Raw genomic sequence first — 18,953 nt, forward strand, 5'->3', positions numbered from 1 at the left:
AGAAGGTATATTTATGTATATTAAAGATTACATATTTGAAGAGTTTATAAAAAGTAAGAAGTGGAAGGAAATACTAGATTTTAGATCATTAGAAACAATAGTTTCAATAATAGTAGCTATAATTATTAGCCTTATTGGATTATACCTATATAATAATGCTAATATAAATGATATAAATATTTTGATAAGAGATCTTACAAAAGATATATTAGTTACACTTATAGGATTACTAGGATTTACAATATCAGGATTAGCTATACTAATGTCGGGTATAAGTAGTAAAGTTATGAACTTAATAAGTGAAAGAAAACAAAGTGATAGTATAAATAATATATTTTTAAGTTTTTACTTTCAAGGTATTTTGATAGGTATACTGATAATAATTTTAGCTATATGTCATATAACATCATATTTAGACAAACCATTATATGCTTGCGTATTTATAATTATAACATTTATATTAACATACCTAATTATATTTGTTGTATTTTATTCAATAGGATTAACTGGTAATTGTATATCTGTTTTTAGGATAGTTAACAATTACAGCTTTGAAGTAGATGAATCTAACGAATCTAATATAATTAAGAATGATATGGAGTTACTAAATAAATTAAAATCTATAGCGATGGATCAATTACTATCAATGGAAAAGAATGAAATTGATATCAAAACTAATAAAGCAATATACCTTAAATTGATAGAAGAGTATATATCAATGTTTAGTGAAGACGAATCACAAGAAAGAAGATTAATAAACTATTTAAATAAAAGATATAAGGAAGAGCTCTAGTGATAGGGTTCTTTTTTTATTTCCAAAACAAACAAAACAAGCGAGGTGGTGGTATGGATGAAGTAAAGGTTGAGGTAAAAAAAGACTATCTAAAAGATATCAAGCAAAAGGAAATATGCGATAAATATAACATTAGTATAAATACTTTAAAATCATGGATAAAGCGTTATAAATGGGCAAAGGAGAAACGAAACAAGGGTGCACCTAAAAATAAAAGGGGTGCACCCTTTAATAATAAAAACTCAGTTGGACATGGAGCTCCTACAAGTAATAAAAATGCTGAGAAGTTTGGATTTTTCTCTAAACACTTGCCAAAAGAAACTTTGGATTTAATGAAAGAGATATCGGAGAAAAACCAACTGGATATACTTTGGGAACAAATTACAATTCAATATGCAGCAATAATAAGAGCTCAGCAAATTATGTACGTTGAGAATAAAGAAGAAATGATAAAGGAACTTAAGAAGGAAGAAACTAGTGAATATGGACAAAAGATAGAATATGAGTTCCAGTTTGCTTGGGATAGACAAGCTACATTCCTAAATGCCCAGAGTAGAGCTATGGGGGAATTAAGATCATTAATAAAGCAATATGAAACTATGGTTAACTCTAATTGGGAGTTAGTAACAGAAGAGTATAAAGCTAGACTAACTTTAATAAAAGCTCAGACAAATAAACTTACTGGAGATAACCAAGAAATAGAAGATACTAGCGATATAGAGAGTGAAATATATGGCCATTAAGAAAAAGAAAACTATTAACTTTAATTTCTCTGAAAAACACAAAGAGTATATTAGAGCTTGCTCGAAAAATACGTATAACTTTGCAGAAGGAGCTGTAAGAGCAGGAAAGACTGTAGATAATGTATTTGCATTTGCACATGAACTAAAAAGCACACAGGATAGAATACACTTAGCTACTGGTTCTACAGGTGCAAATGCTAAGTTAAACATAGGTGATGCTAATGGATTTGGCCTCGAATATATATTTAGAGGTCAATGTCATTGGGGAAAGTTTAAAGGGAATGAATGTCTTTATATTAAAGGTTCAGCAACAAATAATAAGCAAAGGATAGTTATATTTGCTGGTGGAGCTAAGGCTGATAGTTTTAAAAAGATAAGAGGTAACTCCTATGGAATGTGGATAGCCACTGAGATTAACTTACACCATGACAATACTATTAAAGAGGTATTCAATAGAACTATAGCTGCTAAAAAAAGAAAGATATTTTGGGACCTTAACCCAGACAATCCTAATGCACCTATATACAAAGAGTATATAGATAATTATAAGAAAAAGTATGAAGAAGGTACTTTAAGAGGTGGATATAATTATCAACATTTTACTATAGATGATAATATTAATATCCCAGATGAAAGAAAAGAAGAAATAAAAAGCCAGTATGACAAGAGTTCTATATGGTATCAGAGAGATATATTAGGTAAAAGATGTATTGCAGAAGGTCTTATATATAGACAGTTTGCTAATAATACCGAGAAATATATTATATCTAATAGAGAAATTGCTAACTTAATTAAGATAGTAATAGCAGTAGACTTTGGAGGTAATAAGTCTGGACATGCATTTGTAGCAACTGGTATTACAGCTGGATATAAAGAATTAATAGTATTAGCAAGTGAAAGACATTTTGGAGATGATATAGATCCTGAGAAGTTAGGAGACCTATTTACTGATTTTGTAAAGAAAATAAATCATAAATATGGATATGCAGAAGCAGCCTATTGTGATAGTGCAGAGCAAGTATTAATCCGAGGATTAAGGAATTCAGCTATAAAGGAAGATTTAAACATAAGGGTTGCAGATGCATGGAAAACTGTAGTAAATGATAGGATTAATGCTACTACAAAACTAATAGCTCAAGGTAGATTTAAGTATACTGAAGATTGTGAGACACTTAAAGATGCTTTATGTTCAGCTATATGGAATCCTAAAGAGCTTAAAAATGAAAGACTAGACGATGGTACATCCGATATAGACACCTTAGATGCTTTTGAATATAGTTTTGAAAGAGATATGAGACGTTTACTAGATGTATTCATACAAACATAAATTAAAAAAATTAACTATATGCTAAATATGTTTTTAGATAATAGTCTTTTTTTAGAATGACTAAATTCTGCTATAATTAAATTACTATTTGAATAGAATTTTAATATACAAATAGTGATTTGATAGGCGATTCAAGTACTTATTATGATCTCTAGAGAGGATGTAAAAAATGTTTATTACTATTTCTAACTGCTGTGATGAGCAGGAGTTTTTAAATTCAGTTCGATTAAGTGGTTTACTTAAGTACAATATAAAACAAACCAACGGTAAATTACAAGTTCCCAATGTGGAGTTTGTAAATGTAGCTCGAAACGAAAAAGGTGCCATTATTGGAGGTATATCGGGTTCTACATATCTTTCCTCTTTGGAAATAGAGGTACTTTGGGTACAAGAAGATTATAGAGGGCAAAATATAGCCTTACGTTTGTTGGAAGAAATAGAACATAGGGCAAAGGATGCTGGCTGTCAGCTTGCCCATCTGACTACGTATTCATTTCAAGCTCCATGTTTTTATCAAAAGAATGGGTATGTTATCTGTGGAGAAATTAATGGATTTCCCGATGATATCAGATTATATACATTAAAGAAGCAACTGTGATATAAAACTTAGTATATTATGAGATATAAGTAGGAGCTCATGCTCCTATTTTTAATGTTCAAAAACATACAATTTTTATATTAAAACAACAAGCCTTAAAATATGTATTTAGGGTATAGTTGGAATTTAATTTCGATGAAAAGGCTTAATTTCAATGGTTAAAAGTGATTTTATAAAAAAGTAGAATTTATTAACTTTAATAGAAATATAAAAATTAAATAAATAAAGTTTAGAAAAATCTATATAAATAAATAAAAACATATATATAACTTTAAATAATAAATAAAAAACCTTTTGAATAGGATAATAACTTTAATTTATTATTTTGGTGGTAAAACTTTAAATGAGGTAATTTATATGTTCTCAAAATTAAAAAAAATTATTAAGGGGGTGGTTTATAATATGATAAATAGGATTGATATTGCTAAAGAATTAAATATAGAAATTGCTATGAATGATGATATGGCAAACGCAATTAATTTATGGAGTAATATGTATAACAATATTCCACCTTGGATTGATGATAAAGCAGAATCATTAGGACTACCTGGAGCTATAGCTAATGAGTTAGCGAGGTTAGTAACTATAGAATTTAAAAGTAATATAAATAATAATGCGGGTTTAAATAAAATCTATCAAGAGCTAATTGATGTATTAAGAATTAATACAGAATATGCATGTGCTAAAGGTGGATTAATATTTAAACCCTATTTTAATGGAAGCAATATAGAGGTAGATCTTATTCAACAAGATAACTTCTTACCTATTTCATACAATGCTATAGGGGAAATTACAGCAGCAGTTTTTTTAGAGTATAAAATTATTGGTGATAAGAAACATACAAGATTAGAGTATCATGACTTTAAAGAAGGTAAGTACACTATAAAGAACAGAGCATATGTAAAAAGTAATCTTATAAAAGATAATAGTTTAGGTAAAAGAACTATACTAGCAAGTGTACCAGAGTGGAGTCAATTACAAGAAGAAATCACGTTAAACAATGTTAATAGACCATTATATAGTTATTTTAAGATACCTCAGGCCAATGCTATAGATATTAATAGTCCTTTAGGAGTATCATGTTATGCTAAAGCTAGTGATTTAATAAAAGAAGCAGATAAACAATATTCTCGGATATTATGGGAATATGAAGGTTCAGAATTAGCTATAAATGTATCTGAAAGTTTATTTAAAATAAATAAAGATGGAAATCCTGAACTTCCTAAAGGTAAAGAGCGATTATACAGAGCTTTTCCATGGGAAGATAAAGATGGTAAAAGAAATTTTGATACATTTAGTCCTGAGATAAGAGATAGCAATTTATTTAATGGATTGAATAACTTACTAAGAAGGATAGAGTTTAACTGTGGACTTGCTTATGGTACTTTAAGTGATGTTAATGATGTATCTAAAACTGCAACTGAGATAAAAACATCTAAACAAAGAAGTTATTCAACTGTTAAAGATATACAGAAATCATTAGAAAAAGCTCTTAAAGATTTAATAGTAAGTATTAGTGATTTAGCAACTTTATATAAGTTAAATACAAGTCCTATAGATATAGACAAAGATGTTAGTTTTGATTGGGATGATTCACTTATACTTGATAAAGATAGTGAATTAGAGTCCATGAGAAATGATGTTGCCTCTGGAATATTAAGACCTGAGATATACTTATCTAAAAAGTATGGGGTATCTGAAGATGAGGCATTAGAGATGATGCCTGCGATTGAATATAGTATAAAAACTAAAACTCCCTTCGATTATATAGAGGAATAATATGGCCTTAACTCCAGAAGAATTAAAAAATATACCTGAAAGTTTTATTAATTTATATCAAGAACTAGAGGACTTTATAATAGCTGATATAGCGAGAAGGATTGCTAAGGTAGGTAGTTTAACAGATAGTGCTAAATTAGAAACTATAAGAGCTAATGAAATAGGTATATCCCTTAATCTTATAAAAGAAAAGATTAAAGGAGTATCAGGTCTAACAAAACAAGAAATAAATGAATTATTCAATGATGTTGGCTTATACTCTATTGCAAAAGAAAATGAATTATATAGTGCTGCAGGATTGGATACTGTTAAAATAACAGAGAATGCAGCATTGGCTAATATAATGAAGTCTGCTATAAAACAAACTTCAGGAGATTTATATAATTTAACTCAATCCATGGGATTTTCACAAAAAATAAATGGGAAAGTAGTATATAAGCCTATAGTTAAATATTATCATGATGCAATGGACTTAGCGGTTATGCAAATTAAATCAGGCTCAATAAACTATAATACTGCTATTAAACAAGCTGTAGATAGGCTATGTGAAAGTGGTATAAGAAGTGTTGATTATGAAAGTGGAGTAGCAAATAGAATAGATGTAGCTGTTAGAAGAGCAGTTATGACTGGATCTAATCAAATGTCACAAAAGCTAACATTAGAGGGCATGAAAGAAACAGGAAATGATTTTGTAGAAACTACAGCACATATAGGAGCAAGACCAGGTCATGCAAAATGGCAAGGAAAAGTATTTTGTTATAGTGGTAATAGCAAAGAGTATCCCCCATTTATAGAAAGTACAGGATATGGTACAGGTCCAGGACTTGGAGGGTGGAATTGTAGACATAGTTTTTATCCATTTATTCCAGGAATAAGTAATAGAGCATACACTGATGAAGATTTGGATAATATAGATCCACACCCATTTGAATATAATGGCAAAATGTGCACTTACTATGAAGCAACCCAACATCAAAGGCAGATTGAAAGAGCAATTAGGAAAACTAGAACTCAATTAGTTGGGTATGAAGCAGCAGGTCTTAAAGATGAATTTACTAATGCTAGTATTATTCTTAAGCAACAAGAAAAGTACTATAGAGAGTTTAGCAAAGTTGCTGATATACCTACAGAAAAAGATAGGTTACAAGCATATAAGTTTAACAAAAGTATATCTCAAAAGTCTGTATGGGCTAAGAAAAAATATGATCAACAAGAGTTTAATAAATTTAAAGCTGGATTAGGCACTTTAGCACCGAAAACATTAGAAGAATTTAAGCATATAAGGTATAATAAACCTATAGAATTCAAAGATTTAACTAAAAAATTAAACCTATTAAACAGTTATGAAATAAATTATGGATATTTAACTCCAGAAAAAATTCTAGAACTAGATAGAATTGGACTTGACATAAAAAGAAATAAACAAACTTCTAGATATAAGAATGCGGGTAATTTTGCTGTATTGCAATATAATGGCACAACTAAATTTTCAACAAGTAGAATATCATATGAAACTGATACTCCATACAAAAAGTTTAAGGGCAATAAAGAAGATTTAGTATTGTTGAAAGAAAATGGAAGAGTATTTAAGACAAGTGATGTAGGAGATTTGGTAGATGGTGAAGTAAATAAACTTCCTAGATATTATGATACAGAAGCAAAATTCTTTGAATATTTAAATGATATTATAAAATATGAAAAAGTTGATGAGATATTTATGTTGTCTGAGAAAAAAATGTGTGAAAGTTGCAAAAATGTAGCAAAACAATTTAGCAAAAAACATCCTGATATAAAGGTGAATGTTGTATCATGGAAAACTCTTGCTGGATGGGAAGGAAGGTAATCAAAGTGGAATTAACTTATGAAGAAATTAAAGATGATGTTGAAGAGTTAATAAATTCAATGATTGATCATAATGAAGGTTTTGTTGTTGGTGTAAATAGAGTAATTGCAGAAAATGATTACTATATGTCAGATAAAAGACCAGCAGATAGAGATTGCCATTATATTTCTATAGGGATTAGCACAATTAAAACTAATAACATCAATAATTTAGAAGAATCAATTAAAGCTGAAATAAGAAGATCAATTGAAAACATTGAAGATGGTAAATATAACAAATACTTTTCAGAAGAAGATAGAAAGTATATTTATGATGACATACTTTCAATAAAAGAAAGCAATTTATTAAAGTAAAAGCACTTACTAATTAAAAACATAGTAGGTGCTTTTATTATGTTTAAATTTACAAATATTTCATAATTTAATATACTATATTTATAATAATTTATAAATAGGAGAAGACATATGGATTTTAAGGTAACAGGCGATGGTTGTATTGCTTTGATAGGTATTATAGTAGGTTATTTTGGAGTTTATAAAACGATAAAAAAGTCAGAGGAACAATTTAAAGAAGAAATAAAAAGATCAGAAAAACAATTTAAGGATGATAAAAGGATTAGTGTTAAGCCATATTTAGATATCAAATTAAAAGAGTTATTAAAAAGTACAAATAGTTTTGATTTTATTTCAATTAATAAACTTAAAAATTTAAATTTATATGAGAAGAGTTTTATAGGAATAGAACTTAGTAATTTAGGACAAGGCAATTGTCTAGATTGCAAATTAATAGAAATTAAAATAGATGGTAGGAAGATTAATGATGGACTTAATGTAGGTAGTATAGGAGTAAATGAAAGTATATTAAGAGAAATTACATTTAAAACCTATTATGGAGATATACTTAATGAAGTTAAGGAAGAATTTATTGGAAAAAACACAAAGGACTATGAAGAGTTTACATATAAGTATTTATTAAAAGAAGTAGAACTACAATTTGAATATAAAGATGTATTAGATAACAAATATAGGAAAACTATAATAATTGAAGTATTTATAAAATTTGATATTTTAGCAGAAAAATATATATGGGAAATTAGTGATATAAAATTTAATGATATATATTTTGAAATTAATGGAAATTTAACAACTGAAGAACCAATAAAATAAAAGTTAGTAAAAAAGCCTTAGAGATAGGGCTTTTTATTATGCAAATTTTAATATAGTAAAGGAATGAATGTAAATGGCAAAGTTAAGTGAAATATTAGGAGATAGTTATAACAAGTTATCTGAGGATGTAAGAACTAAATATAAAGATATAGATTTAGTTGATAGCTCTAAATATATAGAAAAATCTAAGTTTGATGAAGTTAAGCAAGCTAAAAAGCAACTAGAAACAGATATTAAAGATAGAAATACACAATTAGAAGATTTAAAGAAATCAGCTGGAGATAATGCTACTTTAAAGCAGCAAATAGAACAATTACAAAATGATAATAAAAAGAAAGATGAAGAATATCAATCAGAGCTTAAAGATTTAAAATTAACTAATGCTATTAAATTAGCTATAACTGATTCAGCACAGGATGTGGATTTAGTATCTGGATTAATAGATAAATCTAAACTTATTTTATCTGATGATGGAAAGATTACAGGATTAGATGAACAAATAAATGGTTTAAAAGAAGGTAAGAGTTTCTTATTTAAATCAGAGGAGTCCACTAACAATACTAATATTCAATTCACAAAACGAACTAATGGGGGCGATGGAGGAGCTACGCCAAAGTCTTTAAGTGAACTAATGCAAGCTAAAAATGCTAACCCAAATATGGAAGTTAGCTTTAAATAGTAAGTAAAAAATAATATAAAGAAAGAAGGAATGTAAATGCCAAGTTTTGATGAAAAAATATTTAATGGTGAGGTATTCGGCCAATACATGGAGACGGTACCTAATTTAAACAGAAAAGAGCTTATAAAGAGTAAAGCTATAAGACAAAGACAAGATATAGCTAACTTATTTAGTGCTCAAGTAGGTGGAAACTATGCAACTATACCTATAACAGGAAGAATAGGCGGAAAAGCACAAAACTATGATGGTAAAACATCAGCTGAAGCACAAAAGTTAAAAACTTTTAGTCATAGTAGAGTTGTAGTAGGAAGACAGGCTGCTTGGGTAGAGACAGACTTTAGTTATGATATAACTGGAGGCAAAGATTTTATGGAGCAAGTAGGAGATCAAGTTGCTGAGTATTGGGATGATGTAGATCAAGCTACATTATTATCTGTTATAAAAGGTATTTTTAGCATGACAGGTAAAGAAAACTTAAAGTTTGTAAATGAACATACTTATGACATCAGCACATCTAAAAATAAAGAAGAACAAGTATTTAGTGCAACTACTTTAAATACTGCTATACAAAAGGCCTTAGGAGATAATAAAGCTAAATTCTCTATATCAATAATGCATTCAGCTGTATCAACTAATTTAGAAAACTTAAAATTAATAGCATACATGAAGTACACTGATGGACAAGGTATAGAAAGAGATTTAACTTTAGGAACTTTAAACGGTAGAGTTGTACTTATAGATGATGTTATGCCAGTTGAACATATAGAAGCATCAGGAACTGAAGGACAACCAGATTATGAACCAGCGTATAATAAGTATACTAGTTATGTATTAGGTGATGGTGCATTTGAATTTACAGATTGTGGAGCTAAAGTGCCTAATGAAATGGCTAGAGATCCTAAAACAAATGGAGGGGAAACTACTCTTTACAGTAGACAAAGAAAGGTATTTGCTCCATTTGGAATATCATTTACTAAAGCATCAATGGAGAGTTTATCTCCAACTGATGAAGAGCTAGAGAATGGGGCTAACTGGGAATTATGTAATAATCAAGGTAAGACAAAAGAATATATAGATCATAAATCAATTCCTATAGCTAGAGTAATTACTAGAGGATAGTAATATGAGTAAATATATAGATTATAAGTTTTATCAAGAAGTCTTTGGGGGAAAATTATCTTCCGAAGACTTTTCTTTATATGAATTTAAAGCAAGAAAATTTATAGATACTATAACATTTAATAGAATCAATGAAAGTAATTTAAATGATGATATTAAAATGGCTACATGTATAACTTTAGAAAAACTAAAAAAATATGATGATGAAGTAAGCTTTAAATCTAGTGAAAGTGTTGGAAAGCGTAGTGTATCTTATTCTGAATCATTAGTAGAGAAGTTTAAAGAAAATTTATATGCAGAAATAAGTATCTATTTACCTAAAGACTTACTTTATAGAGGTGTATAAACTATGGCTAATATGACTTTGTTTAATAGTATATACAACAAAGAAACAGAGCGTACAGAGTATGTAAGAACTTATTTATATGATATTGATTGGCAGGGGGAGCAAGCTATTACAGTTAGTGATAAAGGGTTATTAAGTGCTGATAAAATAACTTGCTTTATACCTTTTAGCGTCAAATCAGAATTAAATAAAGAGTATGTATCTCCAGGAGAATTTAATAGGTTAAATATTGATGAAGCAAAGAATTTTTATACATTTAAGAAAGGTGATTTTATAGTTGAAGATTTAATTGATTTTGAACTTTCTTCTTATGAAAAAGGTAAACAAATTAAAGATTTAGAAAAAATTGCTACAGTTGGAACGATAGTAAGTGTAATAAAAAATGACTTTGGAAGTGAATATTTAAGACACTGGGAAGTAGGTGCTAAATAATGCCACTTAATATTAATTGTAAGATAGACGGAATGGATAAGATTTTATCAAGACGTAACCTTGAGGATAGAGGAAAGGCCCAAGAATTCTTTACTAATGAAGTAGCAAGAATGGCTAACCCTTATGTTCCATTTAAGTCAGGGGCTCTTAAAGATAGCCAAGTAACAATATCAAATGGAAGAATTGAATATAAGGCTCCTTATGCTCGTAGACAGTACTATAGTAACTCAGGAAATGGAAAACAAGGAACAAATAAAGGCGGAATTAGAGGCAGTCGCTGGATTGAAAGAATGTGGGCAGATAAAGGTAGTGGAATTGTAAAATCTGTTGCTGTATTTGTAGGAGGAAAATCTAAATAAATGACTATTATAGAAAGTATTAGAAGTTTTATAAAACAATGTCCTTTTTTAGAAGAGTTTGAGGGAGCTGTAAGAATAGGAGTAGATTACTTAGACTCAGAAGCAACAACATATTCTATAGAAAAAGTTCCTTGCAATCCTATTATTAAAAAGTACGTTGATGGATCTAGCAAAAGACAAGAGCAATTTATATTTGCAAGTAGAGAAAGTTATGGCCAAGATATATTTAATAACTTAGATAATATAAATTTTTATGAAAAATTTGCAAGTTGGATTGAAGAAAATAATGATAATGAAAATTTACCTGCTTTAGATAATAAAGAGGCTTTATCCCTAGAGCTAACAAGCAATGGATATGCTTTTCAAACAGATATTGATAAGGCTCAATATCAGATACAAATGAGATTAATTTATATGGAAAGGAAGTAGATAAAATGGCTGTAAGAAAGAGAAAAATAGTAGCTGATTATTTAAAAGTCGGTGAGGAATTTGCCTTCATGGGAACAGGATTTACTGAACTTAATGAGAGTCCTAGCGCTAAGACAACAACTAAGCAATATATACATGAGAAATCAGCAACAACAAGCATAACGGGATATGAAACTGAGTTTGGGTTTGAGACAGATCAAATAAGAGACGAAAAAGCTATAGATTTTATATGTGATATTGGCGAACTTCAAAAGACTGGGGCCGATGCTGAAACTGAGTATATAAAAGTAGATTTAGATAAGCCCTCAAAAACAGAAAATGGATTTAGAGCCAGAAAGTTTAAAGTGGCAGTATCTATAGATGATTTTGAAGCTAAAGATAATGAAATGAGTGCTAAAGGTAAGTTTCTAGGAATTGGAGACTTAGTAGTAGGAACTTTTGATACAAGTACTAAGACTTTCACAGTAGGTTTTGAAGCCAAAGGAGTGAGTGAATAATGATAAAAATTTTAGGCGAAGAATTTGAATTAGATACAATGGACTTAGATGTATCTGAAAATATAGAAAAAGAAATGAACAGAGTACCTGAAAGACTTAATAAAATAAATGGTAATGTAACTAGATCTCAAGCTATAAGAGCAACTGTAAATATAGTATCTGATTGCTTTAATGGTATTTTGGGAGAAGGTGCAAGTAAAAAAATATTTAAGGATAGAGTAAATCTTAAATTGGCAATGAAAGCTTTTGAAGAATTAGCTATAGGTATTCGTGAGGAAGATGCAGAGGTTGAAAAAGAACTTGATGAATCTATAAAAAAATATTCTCCAAATCGAGTAAATAGAAGACATCCAAATCATCAAAATAAGAAGAATTATAACAAAAATCATAATAAAAAATAATGAATATACTTATTGATATACTTCCTAAAGAAGTAAGAATCGGTAAAAAGATGTACAAAATCAACTCTGATTTTCGTACATCTATTTTATTTGAATTATTAATGTATGATGGTTCTATTTGTGATGATTTAAAGTTTAAGCAAGCTTTGGAATTATATTATCCATCTATTCCTCCAAAACAATATTTTGAAGAAGCTATTTATAAAATATTATGGTTTTATGGTTGTGGTAAAGAAGATCCTACAGAAGGAACAGGAAAAACTTCAGGTAAAGTTGAGCAAGTATATTCTTATGAATATGATGATTCATATATCTATAGTGCTTTTTTAAGTCAGTATGGAATAGATTTACAAGATATAGATGATTTACATTGGTGGAAATTTAAATCTATGTTTGAATCATTAAAAGAGGATAATAAGATTTGTGAAATTATGAAATATAGAGCAATTGATTTATCTAAAATAAAAGATAAAGAAGAAAAAGCATTTTATAAAAATATGAAACAATTATATAAACTTCCTGAATATGTAGATAAGGAACAAAAAGAAAAAGAAGATGAAATTGCTAGAATTCTTATGTCGGATGGTATTTTAGATCCTAATGTACTTACTTAACTTAGTATGTACTTTTTTTATACCCAAATTTGAAGGAAAGGAGGGTGATATATGTCAGACGGAACTATTGTAATTGACACGAAAATAGATAATTCTGGAGCAAAAAAAGGTACAGGCGACCTTAAAGCTGAAGCCGCTAAATTAGCATATGAATATAAAAAATCCGGAATGAGTTCCTCTCAGGCTTGGAAAAAAGCATGGAGTGATATAAAAAGAGATAGCAAGAGTGGATCATCTGATGTTAAGGGAAGTATTCAATCTATATCTTCTATTGCGAAAAGTTGTGCTGCTACTTTAGGTGGTTTGTTTATCTTAGATAAAGTAAAAGATTATGCTGTTCAAGTGGTTAAGACTGGAATAAGTTATAATGCTATGTCAGAGCAAGCTCAAGTTGCTTGGACCACGATATTAGGTAGTCAATCAAAAGCCTCTCAAATGATGAAAGACATTGAAAAATATGCAGCATCGACTCCATTTAGTAAAATGGGAGTCGATGCAATGGCTAAACAGCTAACTAATGCTGGTTTTCAAGGAAAATCATTGTTTGACCAATTAACTAAGTTTGGTAATATGGGTTCTGCTTTCGGTATACAAGAAGATAGTTTAAAAGAAATGGTTAGACAATACTCTCAGGTCCAGCAATCACAAGTTGCATACACTGAAGATTTAAATATTCTTCAGGATAGAGGTATTCCAATCTTTAAAGCATTAGCAGAAGTTATGGGAGTACCAGTTTCTCAGGTTAAAAAATTAGCTAGTGAAGGTAAAGTTACAGCTGATGTTTACAATAAAGCAATAGATAGTATAGCCAATAAGACAACTGGAGCTATGGAAGGGCAATCAAAAACTTTTTCAGGTATGATGTCAACATTGGGTGATAACTTATCTATGTTAGCTGGAGCATTAGCTAAACCCATATTTGACAAAATGAAAGATAACTTGGAAGTATTAATGCCTAAGCTCGAAGAGTTTACAAAAGTATTAGGTGAAGAAGGATTTGGTGCTGCCTTAGATAGTATAGCTCCTGGATTAGGTGATTTAATTAAAAAGGCAGGTTTGTTAGGTTCTGCAATTTTTGGAGCTGTAGGAGCTTTAAAAATATTTATAGGATTACAAGCTGTTGTTGGTTTTATAAGTGGATTAGCAGGAGCTGTAAAAACTTATATGGGTGCTGTTAAAGGTGCTACATTATGCCAAACTTTATTTAATATGGTTATTTTACCTCCACCTTTAACCATAGTAATAGGACTTATAGGATTATTAGTTGGAGCTTTTATTTATTTATGGAATACATCAGAAGGCTTTAGAAGTTTTTGGATAGGATTATGGGATACAATCAAAAATTCCTGTATTACAGCTTGGAATTCAGTATCTACATTCTTTACAGATACAATCCCTAATGTATTTAATGGAATAATTAATTTCTTTAAATCAGATTGGAAGGAAATTTTAGTTTTTATAGTTAATCCATTTGTAGGTGCTTTTATGTTAGCCTATAAACATTGTGAGGGATTTAGAACCTTCATAGATAACTTAGTAAATAATATAAAAATGTTCTTTGTAAATGGCTTTAATAACATGAAAACTTCTGTAGTTGACTTTGCTAATAATGCATTACTTACATTGCAGACTTGGGGTACTAATGTATGGAACTTCTTTACAGTAACAATTCCTGCTTGGATCACTAGCATATTTAATTGGTTTAATGAATTACCAGCAAAAATTGGATTCGCTTTAGGTTTTGTTGTAACAAAGCTTATTATGTGGGGTGTTGAAGTTTTTACATATCTTCAAACTAACGTACCAATTTGGATTGCAAGTGTAGGTACATGGTTCTCAGAACTTCCAGGTAAGATATGGACTTGGTTATGTAATACAGTGAATAAAGTAGTCAATTGGGGTTCCCAAATGTGGGAAAATGCTAAAATTATAACTAGAAAGTTTATTGTAGATTGTATCCTCTATATATCTCAATTACCAGATAAAATATGGACTTGGTTATGTAATGCAATTAATAGAGTATCTGCTTGGGGTTCTCAAATGTGGGAAAGAGCTAAAACTATAGCTAACCAATTTGTTTCAAACTGTATAAATTATATATCACAATTACCAGGTAAAATATGGACTTGGTTATGTAATACAGTAAATAAAGTAGTCAATTGGGGAAGTAATCTTTGGAATGCTGGAAAGAATGCTGCTAAAAGATTAGTAGATGCTGTTGTTAATACTGTAAAATCTATACCAGGTCAAATGGTTTCTATAGGAAGAAACATAGTAGAAGGTGTATGGAAAGGAATAACAGGAGCTGCAGGATGGTTTAAAAGTAAAGTGAATAGTTTTTTTGGTGGAATAGTCGATGGAGCAAAAGCTGCATTAGGAATTCACTCTCCTGCTAGAAAAATGATTCCAGTTGGACAATATACTGTAGAAGGTACTGAAGTAGGTATGTCTAAACAATTTCCTAAGATGCAAGATAAGTTTAAAGATAAAGTACACGGTCTTGTTTCTGAAATGAAAGCTAAAGTTCAATATGAATCTACTTCTCTTGGCAGCTCTATTGTATCAAAAGGAAGTGATTTAATTATAACTAATAGAACCTCTCAAGATTCTAATTCTTCTAAAACAAATGAATCAGGATATTTTTTCACTATACAAAATATATTGGATAGTACTATGATAGGAGAAGCTACATATAAAATAGTTGATAATAAGCTAGCATTAGCAGGAAAAAGGAGAAGATAAAGTTTGTTAATAGATAATTTAAATATAAGTAGTTTTAATGCAAAGCTATTGTCTAGAAAAATTAAAACTGCCAAACTTGAAAATTTTAAATTCTGGAGTAAGTCTAGTTTACTTCCTTATATAGATGATAAGTTTACTGAGTCTTATAAAGAAATTGAATTGGAAATTGATATTATATGTAAAGATGCCAATGAGCTTGAATCTATGAAAAGTAAATTAATATATAAAATTAAAAAATCTATATTAAAATTTATTGATATAGATTATAAATATTTTGTTTTTTTAGAGGATACACCAGATATTACCTATATAATGCCAGGAAATGAAATTTTAAAATTTAAATTTTTAGGATATTGTTTTAAGGATGAAATTATAGAAAATATAAATAGAGTTATATCTAAAACTATAGATTCATCAGGAAATTCAAATACTCCTATTATAATGGAAATTACTCCAGTTATAGATATGATTGACTTAAAAATAACTGGTTTAAGTGAAGATCCTTTGATAGTTAAGAACTTAAAAGGCAATAAAACAATAATAATAGATGGAATAAAGGGAACTGTTACTCAAGGTGGTATCAATAAGTTTAGTGATACTGATATGTGGGAGTTCCCTTTTTTAGTTCCAGGAAAAAACACTATTACATTAAGTAAAGATACTTGCAATATAACGATTAAATACAATCCAAGATATATATAAAAGAAAGGAAGATTACAATATGTTAAAAACAGGAAAAACAATAACAATAAATGGATCATCTGTAGTAGATGGACAAATAGTAGTATATATGAATGCTAGTTTAAGTACAGATGGTACAAGCAATGAAAATATAAATAAAAATATACAAAACCAAGAGTTATATGCTAGCAATAAAGAAGCTGTTAGAAAAGACATGAGAGATTTTGAAGATTTAGTTTTTGCAGAGCAAGATAAGTTATTAAAATCTGAAATATAAACTTAATTTATAAAATTTGGGAGGAAATATAAATATGAAATTAACATTAAGAAAATTAGTAAATGATGCACCTCAATTAGCTAGCATAACTCATAAACAAGGCTTACTTAGAAAAATGTCGTATGCTATAGCTAAAAATACAAAAAAAATAGAAACTGAATTAGAAATATATAATTCTGAAAGACAAAAGTTATTAGATAAGTATTGTGTTAAAGACGAAGAAGGTAAAAATAAAATAGATGAAAATAATCAACTGAGAATACCTGATGAAAACATGGATAATTGGAATAAAGAAATTAATGAGTTATTAGATATAGAAATTGAAATAGATATACATAAGTTCAAAATAGACGATTTTTACAATAGCGAATGTGATATGTCACCTGCTGAACTTATGGTAATAGATTATATGATAGAAGACTAGCATTAGATTAATCTTTAATGAAAGGAGGTTAGTCTAATTGTTAAACTTACATAATAAGGACAAAGTTAAGGTAGCAGGATTAGTAGATTATAAAAATTTATATATAGAAAAAGAGCTAGCGAGTGGAGATAAAACACTAGTTTTTTCATATCCCAAAACATCTAAGTTTTATTTTGATATAGAAGAAGAGTGCTATATAAGAACAAAGGAAGATGAGTTTATAGTAAAGGAAAAGAATGTTCATAGTGATTATACAGACTTTAAATGCCTATTAAACTTAGAAGATTTAGAGGGTAAGCCATTTGAACGTTATGCTAGTGAGGAGCAAACAATAGATAAAGCTTTAGCTCTTGCACTCGCTGGAACAGGGTGGATCGTTGGAGAATGCTATTTAAAAAAGAAAAGAACTGTGAGAAAAAGTAATTGTTCTAGCCTAGAAATAATAAAAGAAATAAGAAAAACATATAGATGCGATTTAGTATTTAACACATTAACTAAAACTATAGATGTTTATGAAAGTTTAGGCGAAGATAAAGGAACTTATTTTATAGATTCCTTAAACCTTAAAGATCTATCTATTCAAGGAAATACATACGATTACTTTACTCGTATAATTCCTATAGGGAAAGATGATTTAAGAATAAGTGAAATAAACAATGGAAAAGACTATGTAGAAAATTATCAATACTCTAATAAAGTTAAAACCTATTATTGGAAGGATGATAGATATACTGTTATAGAAAATTTAAAAGAAGATGCAGAAGCTAAATTAGGTGCGATGTCAAAACCGTATCGCTCTTACTCAGCTGATATTTTAAACTTAGCTAAATTAAATAATAAATATAAAGATATACTGGATTTTAAATTAGGAGATACTATAACTCTTATTTCTAAAGATAATAAATTTAGAGATAAGCAAAGGATAGTAAAAATTATAGAACATCCAGATGAGCACGAACTAGATAGTGTTGAAATTTCCAATACTACATTGAGCTTTGAGGAAACACAAACTCAGTTTCAAGAAGCAGCAGATACAATAAATAATATAACCACTGATAATGGGACTATAGATGGCTCAACTGTAGATGGAATAGATACTAACCAAATAACAGACTTTGAAGATAAGGTTATTAAAGTAACCAATATAGATGCTGTTAGTGGGAAAATACATAATTTAGAAGCTACTAATGTAACTATTACAGGCGAGTTAAGTTCTGTAAAAGCTACTATAGGAATACTTGAAACAAATGTAGCTACGATAGATAAATTAACAGTAAGTAATAGTGCATCAATAAATGAACTACAAGCTACTAAAGCTAGTATAAATCAATTAGAAGTAGTAAATGCATCTATTAAAGTACTCGAAGCTAATGTAGGTAAGATTGATACACTTTTAAATGGAAATTTATCATCAGAAAATATACAAGCTGGTGGAATTACATCTGATAAATTAAGTATATCCAATGGATTTATAAAAAATGCTATGATAGATAGTTTAGATGTAAGCAAGGTAAATGCAGGTGATATATCTACTAACAAGTTTAGAATTAAGTCTGATGATGGTGGAGTTGAAATAGTAGGTGCTACTCAACAATTTAAAGATAAAAATAATAAAGTTAGAATCCAAATGGGAAAAGATGCTAAAGGTGACTTTAATTTTATTATTAGAGGAGAAGATGGAACTACAACTCTTATAGATCATAA

Annotated in this window: 22 protein-coding genes; all 22 read left to right on the top strand. The window is 29.0% G+C overall.

Going from position 1 to position 18,953, the window contains the following annotated elements; genetic code table 11:
- The first annotated feature begins 13 nt into the window (after positions 1-13).
- Positions 14-793, top strand: a complete 780-nt coding sequence (locus tag RWY47_RS16380) for a hypothetical protein (protein WP_316030371.1) — start codon at positions 14-16, stop codon at positions 791-793.
- Positions 794-846: 53 nt separating this feature from the next.
- Entirely contained in the window at positions 847-1,536 is a 690-nt protein-coding gene (terS, locus tag RWY47_RS16385) for a phage terminase small subunit (RefSeq protein ID WP_224171177.1), read from the top strand.
- The gene (locus RWY47_RS16390) at positions 1,526-2,863 is read left to right on the top strand and encodes a PBSX family phage terminase large subunit (protein WP_224171178.1); all 1,338 of its coding nucleotides are present in this window, start codon (positions 1,526-1,528) and stop codon (positions 2,861-2,863) included. The genes terS and RWY47_RS16390 overlap by 11 nt, the downstream gene beginning before the upstream one ends.
- Positions 2,864-3,032: 169 nt before the next feature.
- Complete coding sequence (locus RWY47_RS16395; protein ID WP_224171179.1) at positions 3,033-3,461, top strand: GNAT family N-acetyltransferase; 429 nt, start codon at positions 3,033-3,035, stop codon at positions 3,459-3,461.
- A gap of 402 nt (positions 3,462-3,863) precedes the next feature.
- On the top strand, positions 3,864-5,240 hold the full coding sequence (locus tag RWY47_RS16400; protein WP_224171180.1) for a phage portal protein: 1,377 nt from the start codon (positions 3,864-3,866) through the stop codon (positions 5,238-5,240).
- Position 5,241: 1 nt separating this feature from the next.
- Entirely contained in the window at positions 5,242-7,083 is a 1,842-nt protein-coding gene (locus tag RWY47_RS16405) for a phage minor capsid protein (protein WP_224171181.1), read from the top strand.
- A gap of 5 nt (positions 7,084-7,088) precedes the next feature.
- Positions 7,089-7,436, top strand: a complete 348-nt coding sequence (locus RWY47_RS16410) for a hypothetical protein (RefSeq protein ID WP_224171182.1) — start codon at positions 7,089-7,091, stop codon at positions 7,434-7,436.
- A 111-nt stretch (positions 7,437-7,547) separates the two neighbouring features.
- A complete protein-coding gene (locus RWY47_RS16415) occupies positions 7,548-8,249 on the top strand; it encodes a hypothetical protein (protein WP_224171183.1) in 702 nt (233 codons plus the stop codon).
- Positions 8,250-8,322: 73 nt separating this feature from the next.
- On the top strand, positions 8,323-8,928 hold the full coding sequence (locus RWY47_RS16420; RefSeq protein WP_224171184.1) for a phage scaffolding protein: 606 nt from the start codon (positions 8,323-8,325) through the stop codon (positions 8,926-8,928).
- A 36-nt stretch (positions 8,929-8,964) separates the two neighbouring features.
- Positions 8,965-10,047, top strand: coding sequence for a phage coat protein (locus RWY47_RS16425; RefSeq protein ID WP_224171185.1), 1,083 nt, complete (start codon positions 8,965-8,967; stop codon positions 10,045-10,047).
- A 4-nt stretch (positions 10,048-10,051) separates the two neighbouring features.
- Positions 10,052-10,393, top strand: coding sequence for a hypothetical protein (locus RWY47_RS16430; RefSeq protein WP_224171186.1), 342 nt, complete (start codon positions 10,052-10,054; stop codon positions 10,391-10,393).
- Between the two features lie 3 nt (positions 10,394-10,396).
- Entirely contained in the window at positions 10,397-10,825 is a 429-nt protein-coding gene (locus tag RWY47_RS16435) for a DUF6751 family protein (protein WP_224171187.1), read from the top strand.
- Entirely contained in the window at positions 10,825-11,184 is a 360-nt protein-coding gene (locus RWY47_RS16440; protein WP_224171188.1) for a minor capsid protein, read from the top strand. Before RWY47_RS16435 ends, RWY47_RS16440 begins: the two co-directional genes overlap by 1 nt.
- Positions 11,185-11,613: a chloramphenicol resistance protein gene (locus RWY47_RS16445; protein WP_224171189.1), complete on the top strand. Its 429-nt coding sequence runs from the start codon at positions 11,185-11,187 to the stop codon at positions 11,611-11,613.
- A gap of 5 nt (positions 11,614-11,618) precedes the next feature.
- Complete coding sequence (locus tag RWY47_RS16450; RefSeq protein WP_224171190.1) at positions 11,619-12,110, top strand: hypothetical protein; 492 nt, start codon at positions 11,619-11,621, stop codon at positions 12,108-12,110.
- On the top strand, positions 12,110-12,511 hold the full coding sequence (locus tag RWY47_RS16455; protein WP_224171191.1) for a DUF6673 family protein: 402 nt from the start codon (positions 12,110-12,112) through the stop codon (positions 12,509-12,511). The genes RWY47_RS16450 and RWY47_RS16455 overlap by 1 nt, the downstream gene beginning before the upstream one ends.
- Positions 12,511-13,125 carry a bacteriophage Gp15 family protein gene (locus RWY47_RS16460; protein WP_224171192.1) on the top strand — a complete coding sequence of 205 codons (615 nt, stop codon included), beginning with the start codon at positions 12,511-12,513 and terminating at the stop codon, positions 13,123-13,125. The genes RWY47_RS16455 and RWY47_RS16460 overlap by 1 nt, the downstream gene beginning before the upstream one ends.
- A 51-nt stretch (positions 13,126-13,176) precedes the next feature.
- A complete protein-coding gene (locus RWY47_RS16465) occupies positions 13,177-15,867 on the top strand; it encodes a tape measure protein (RefSeq protein ID WP_316030372.1) in 2,691 nt (896 codons plus the stop codon).
- Between the two features lie 3 nt (positions 15,868-15,870).
- Positions 15,871-16,569 carry a phage distal tail protein gene (locus tag RWY47_RS16470; protein ID WP_224171219.1) on the top strand — a complete coding sequence of 233 codons (699 nt, stop codon included), beginning with the start codon at positions 15,871-15,873 and terminating at the stop codon, positions 16,567-16,569.
- A gap of 19 nt (positions 16,570-16,588) precedes the next feature.
- Positions 16,589-16,825, top strand: coding sequence for a hypothetical protein (locus RWY47_RS16475; protein ID WP_224171220.1), 237 nt, complete (start codon positions 16,589-16,591; stop codon positions 16,823-16,825).
- 34 nt (positions 16,826-16,859) lie between these two features.
- Entirely contained in the window at positions 16,860-17,249 is a 390-nt protein-coding gene (locus tag RWY47_RS16480; protein ID WP_224171221.1) for a DUF1617 family protein, read from the top strand.
- A gap of 37 nt (positions 17,250-17,286) precedes the next feature.
- Positions 17,287-18,953: phage tail protein (locus RWY47_RS16485; protein ID WP_316030373.1), on the top strand; the 1,667-nt coding region annotated here is incomplete at its 3' end.

Origin of the sequence: Paraclostridium sp. MRS3W1 (genome assembly GCF_032465715.1) — a bacterium.
Classification (GTDB): Bacteria; Bacillota; Clostridia; order Peptostreptococcales; family Peptostreptococcaceae; genus Paraclostridium; species Paraclostridium dentum.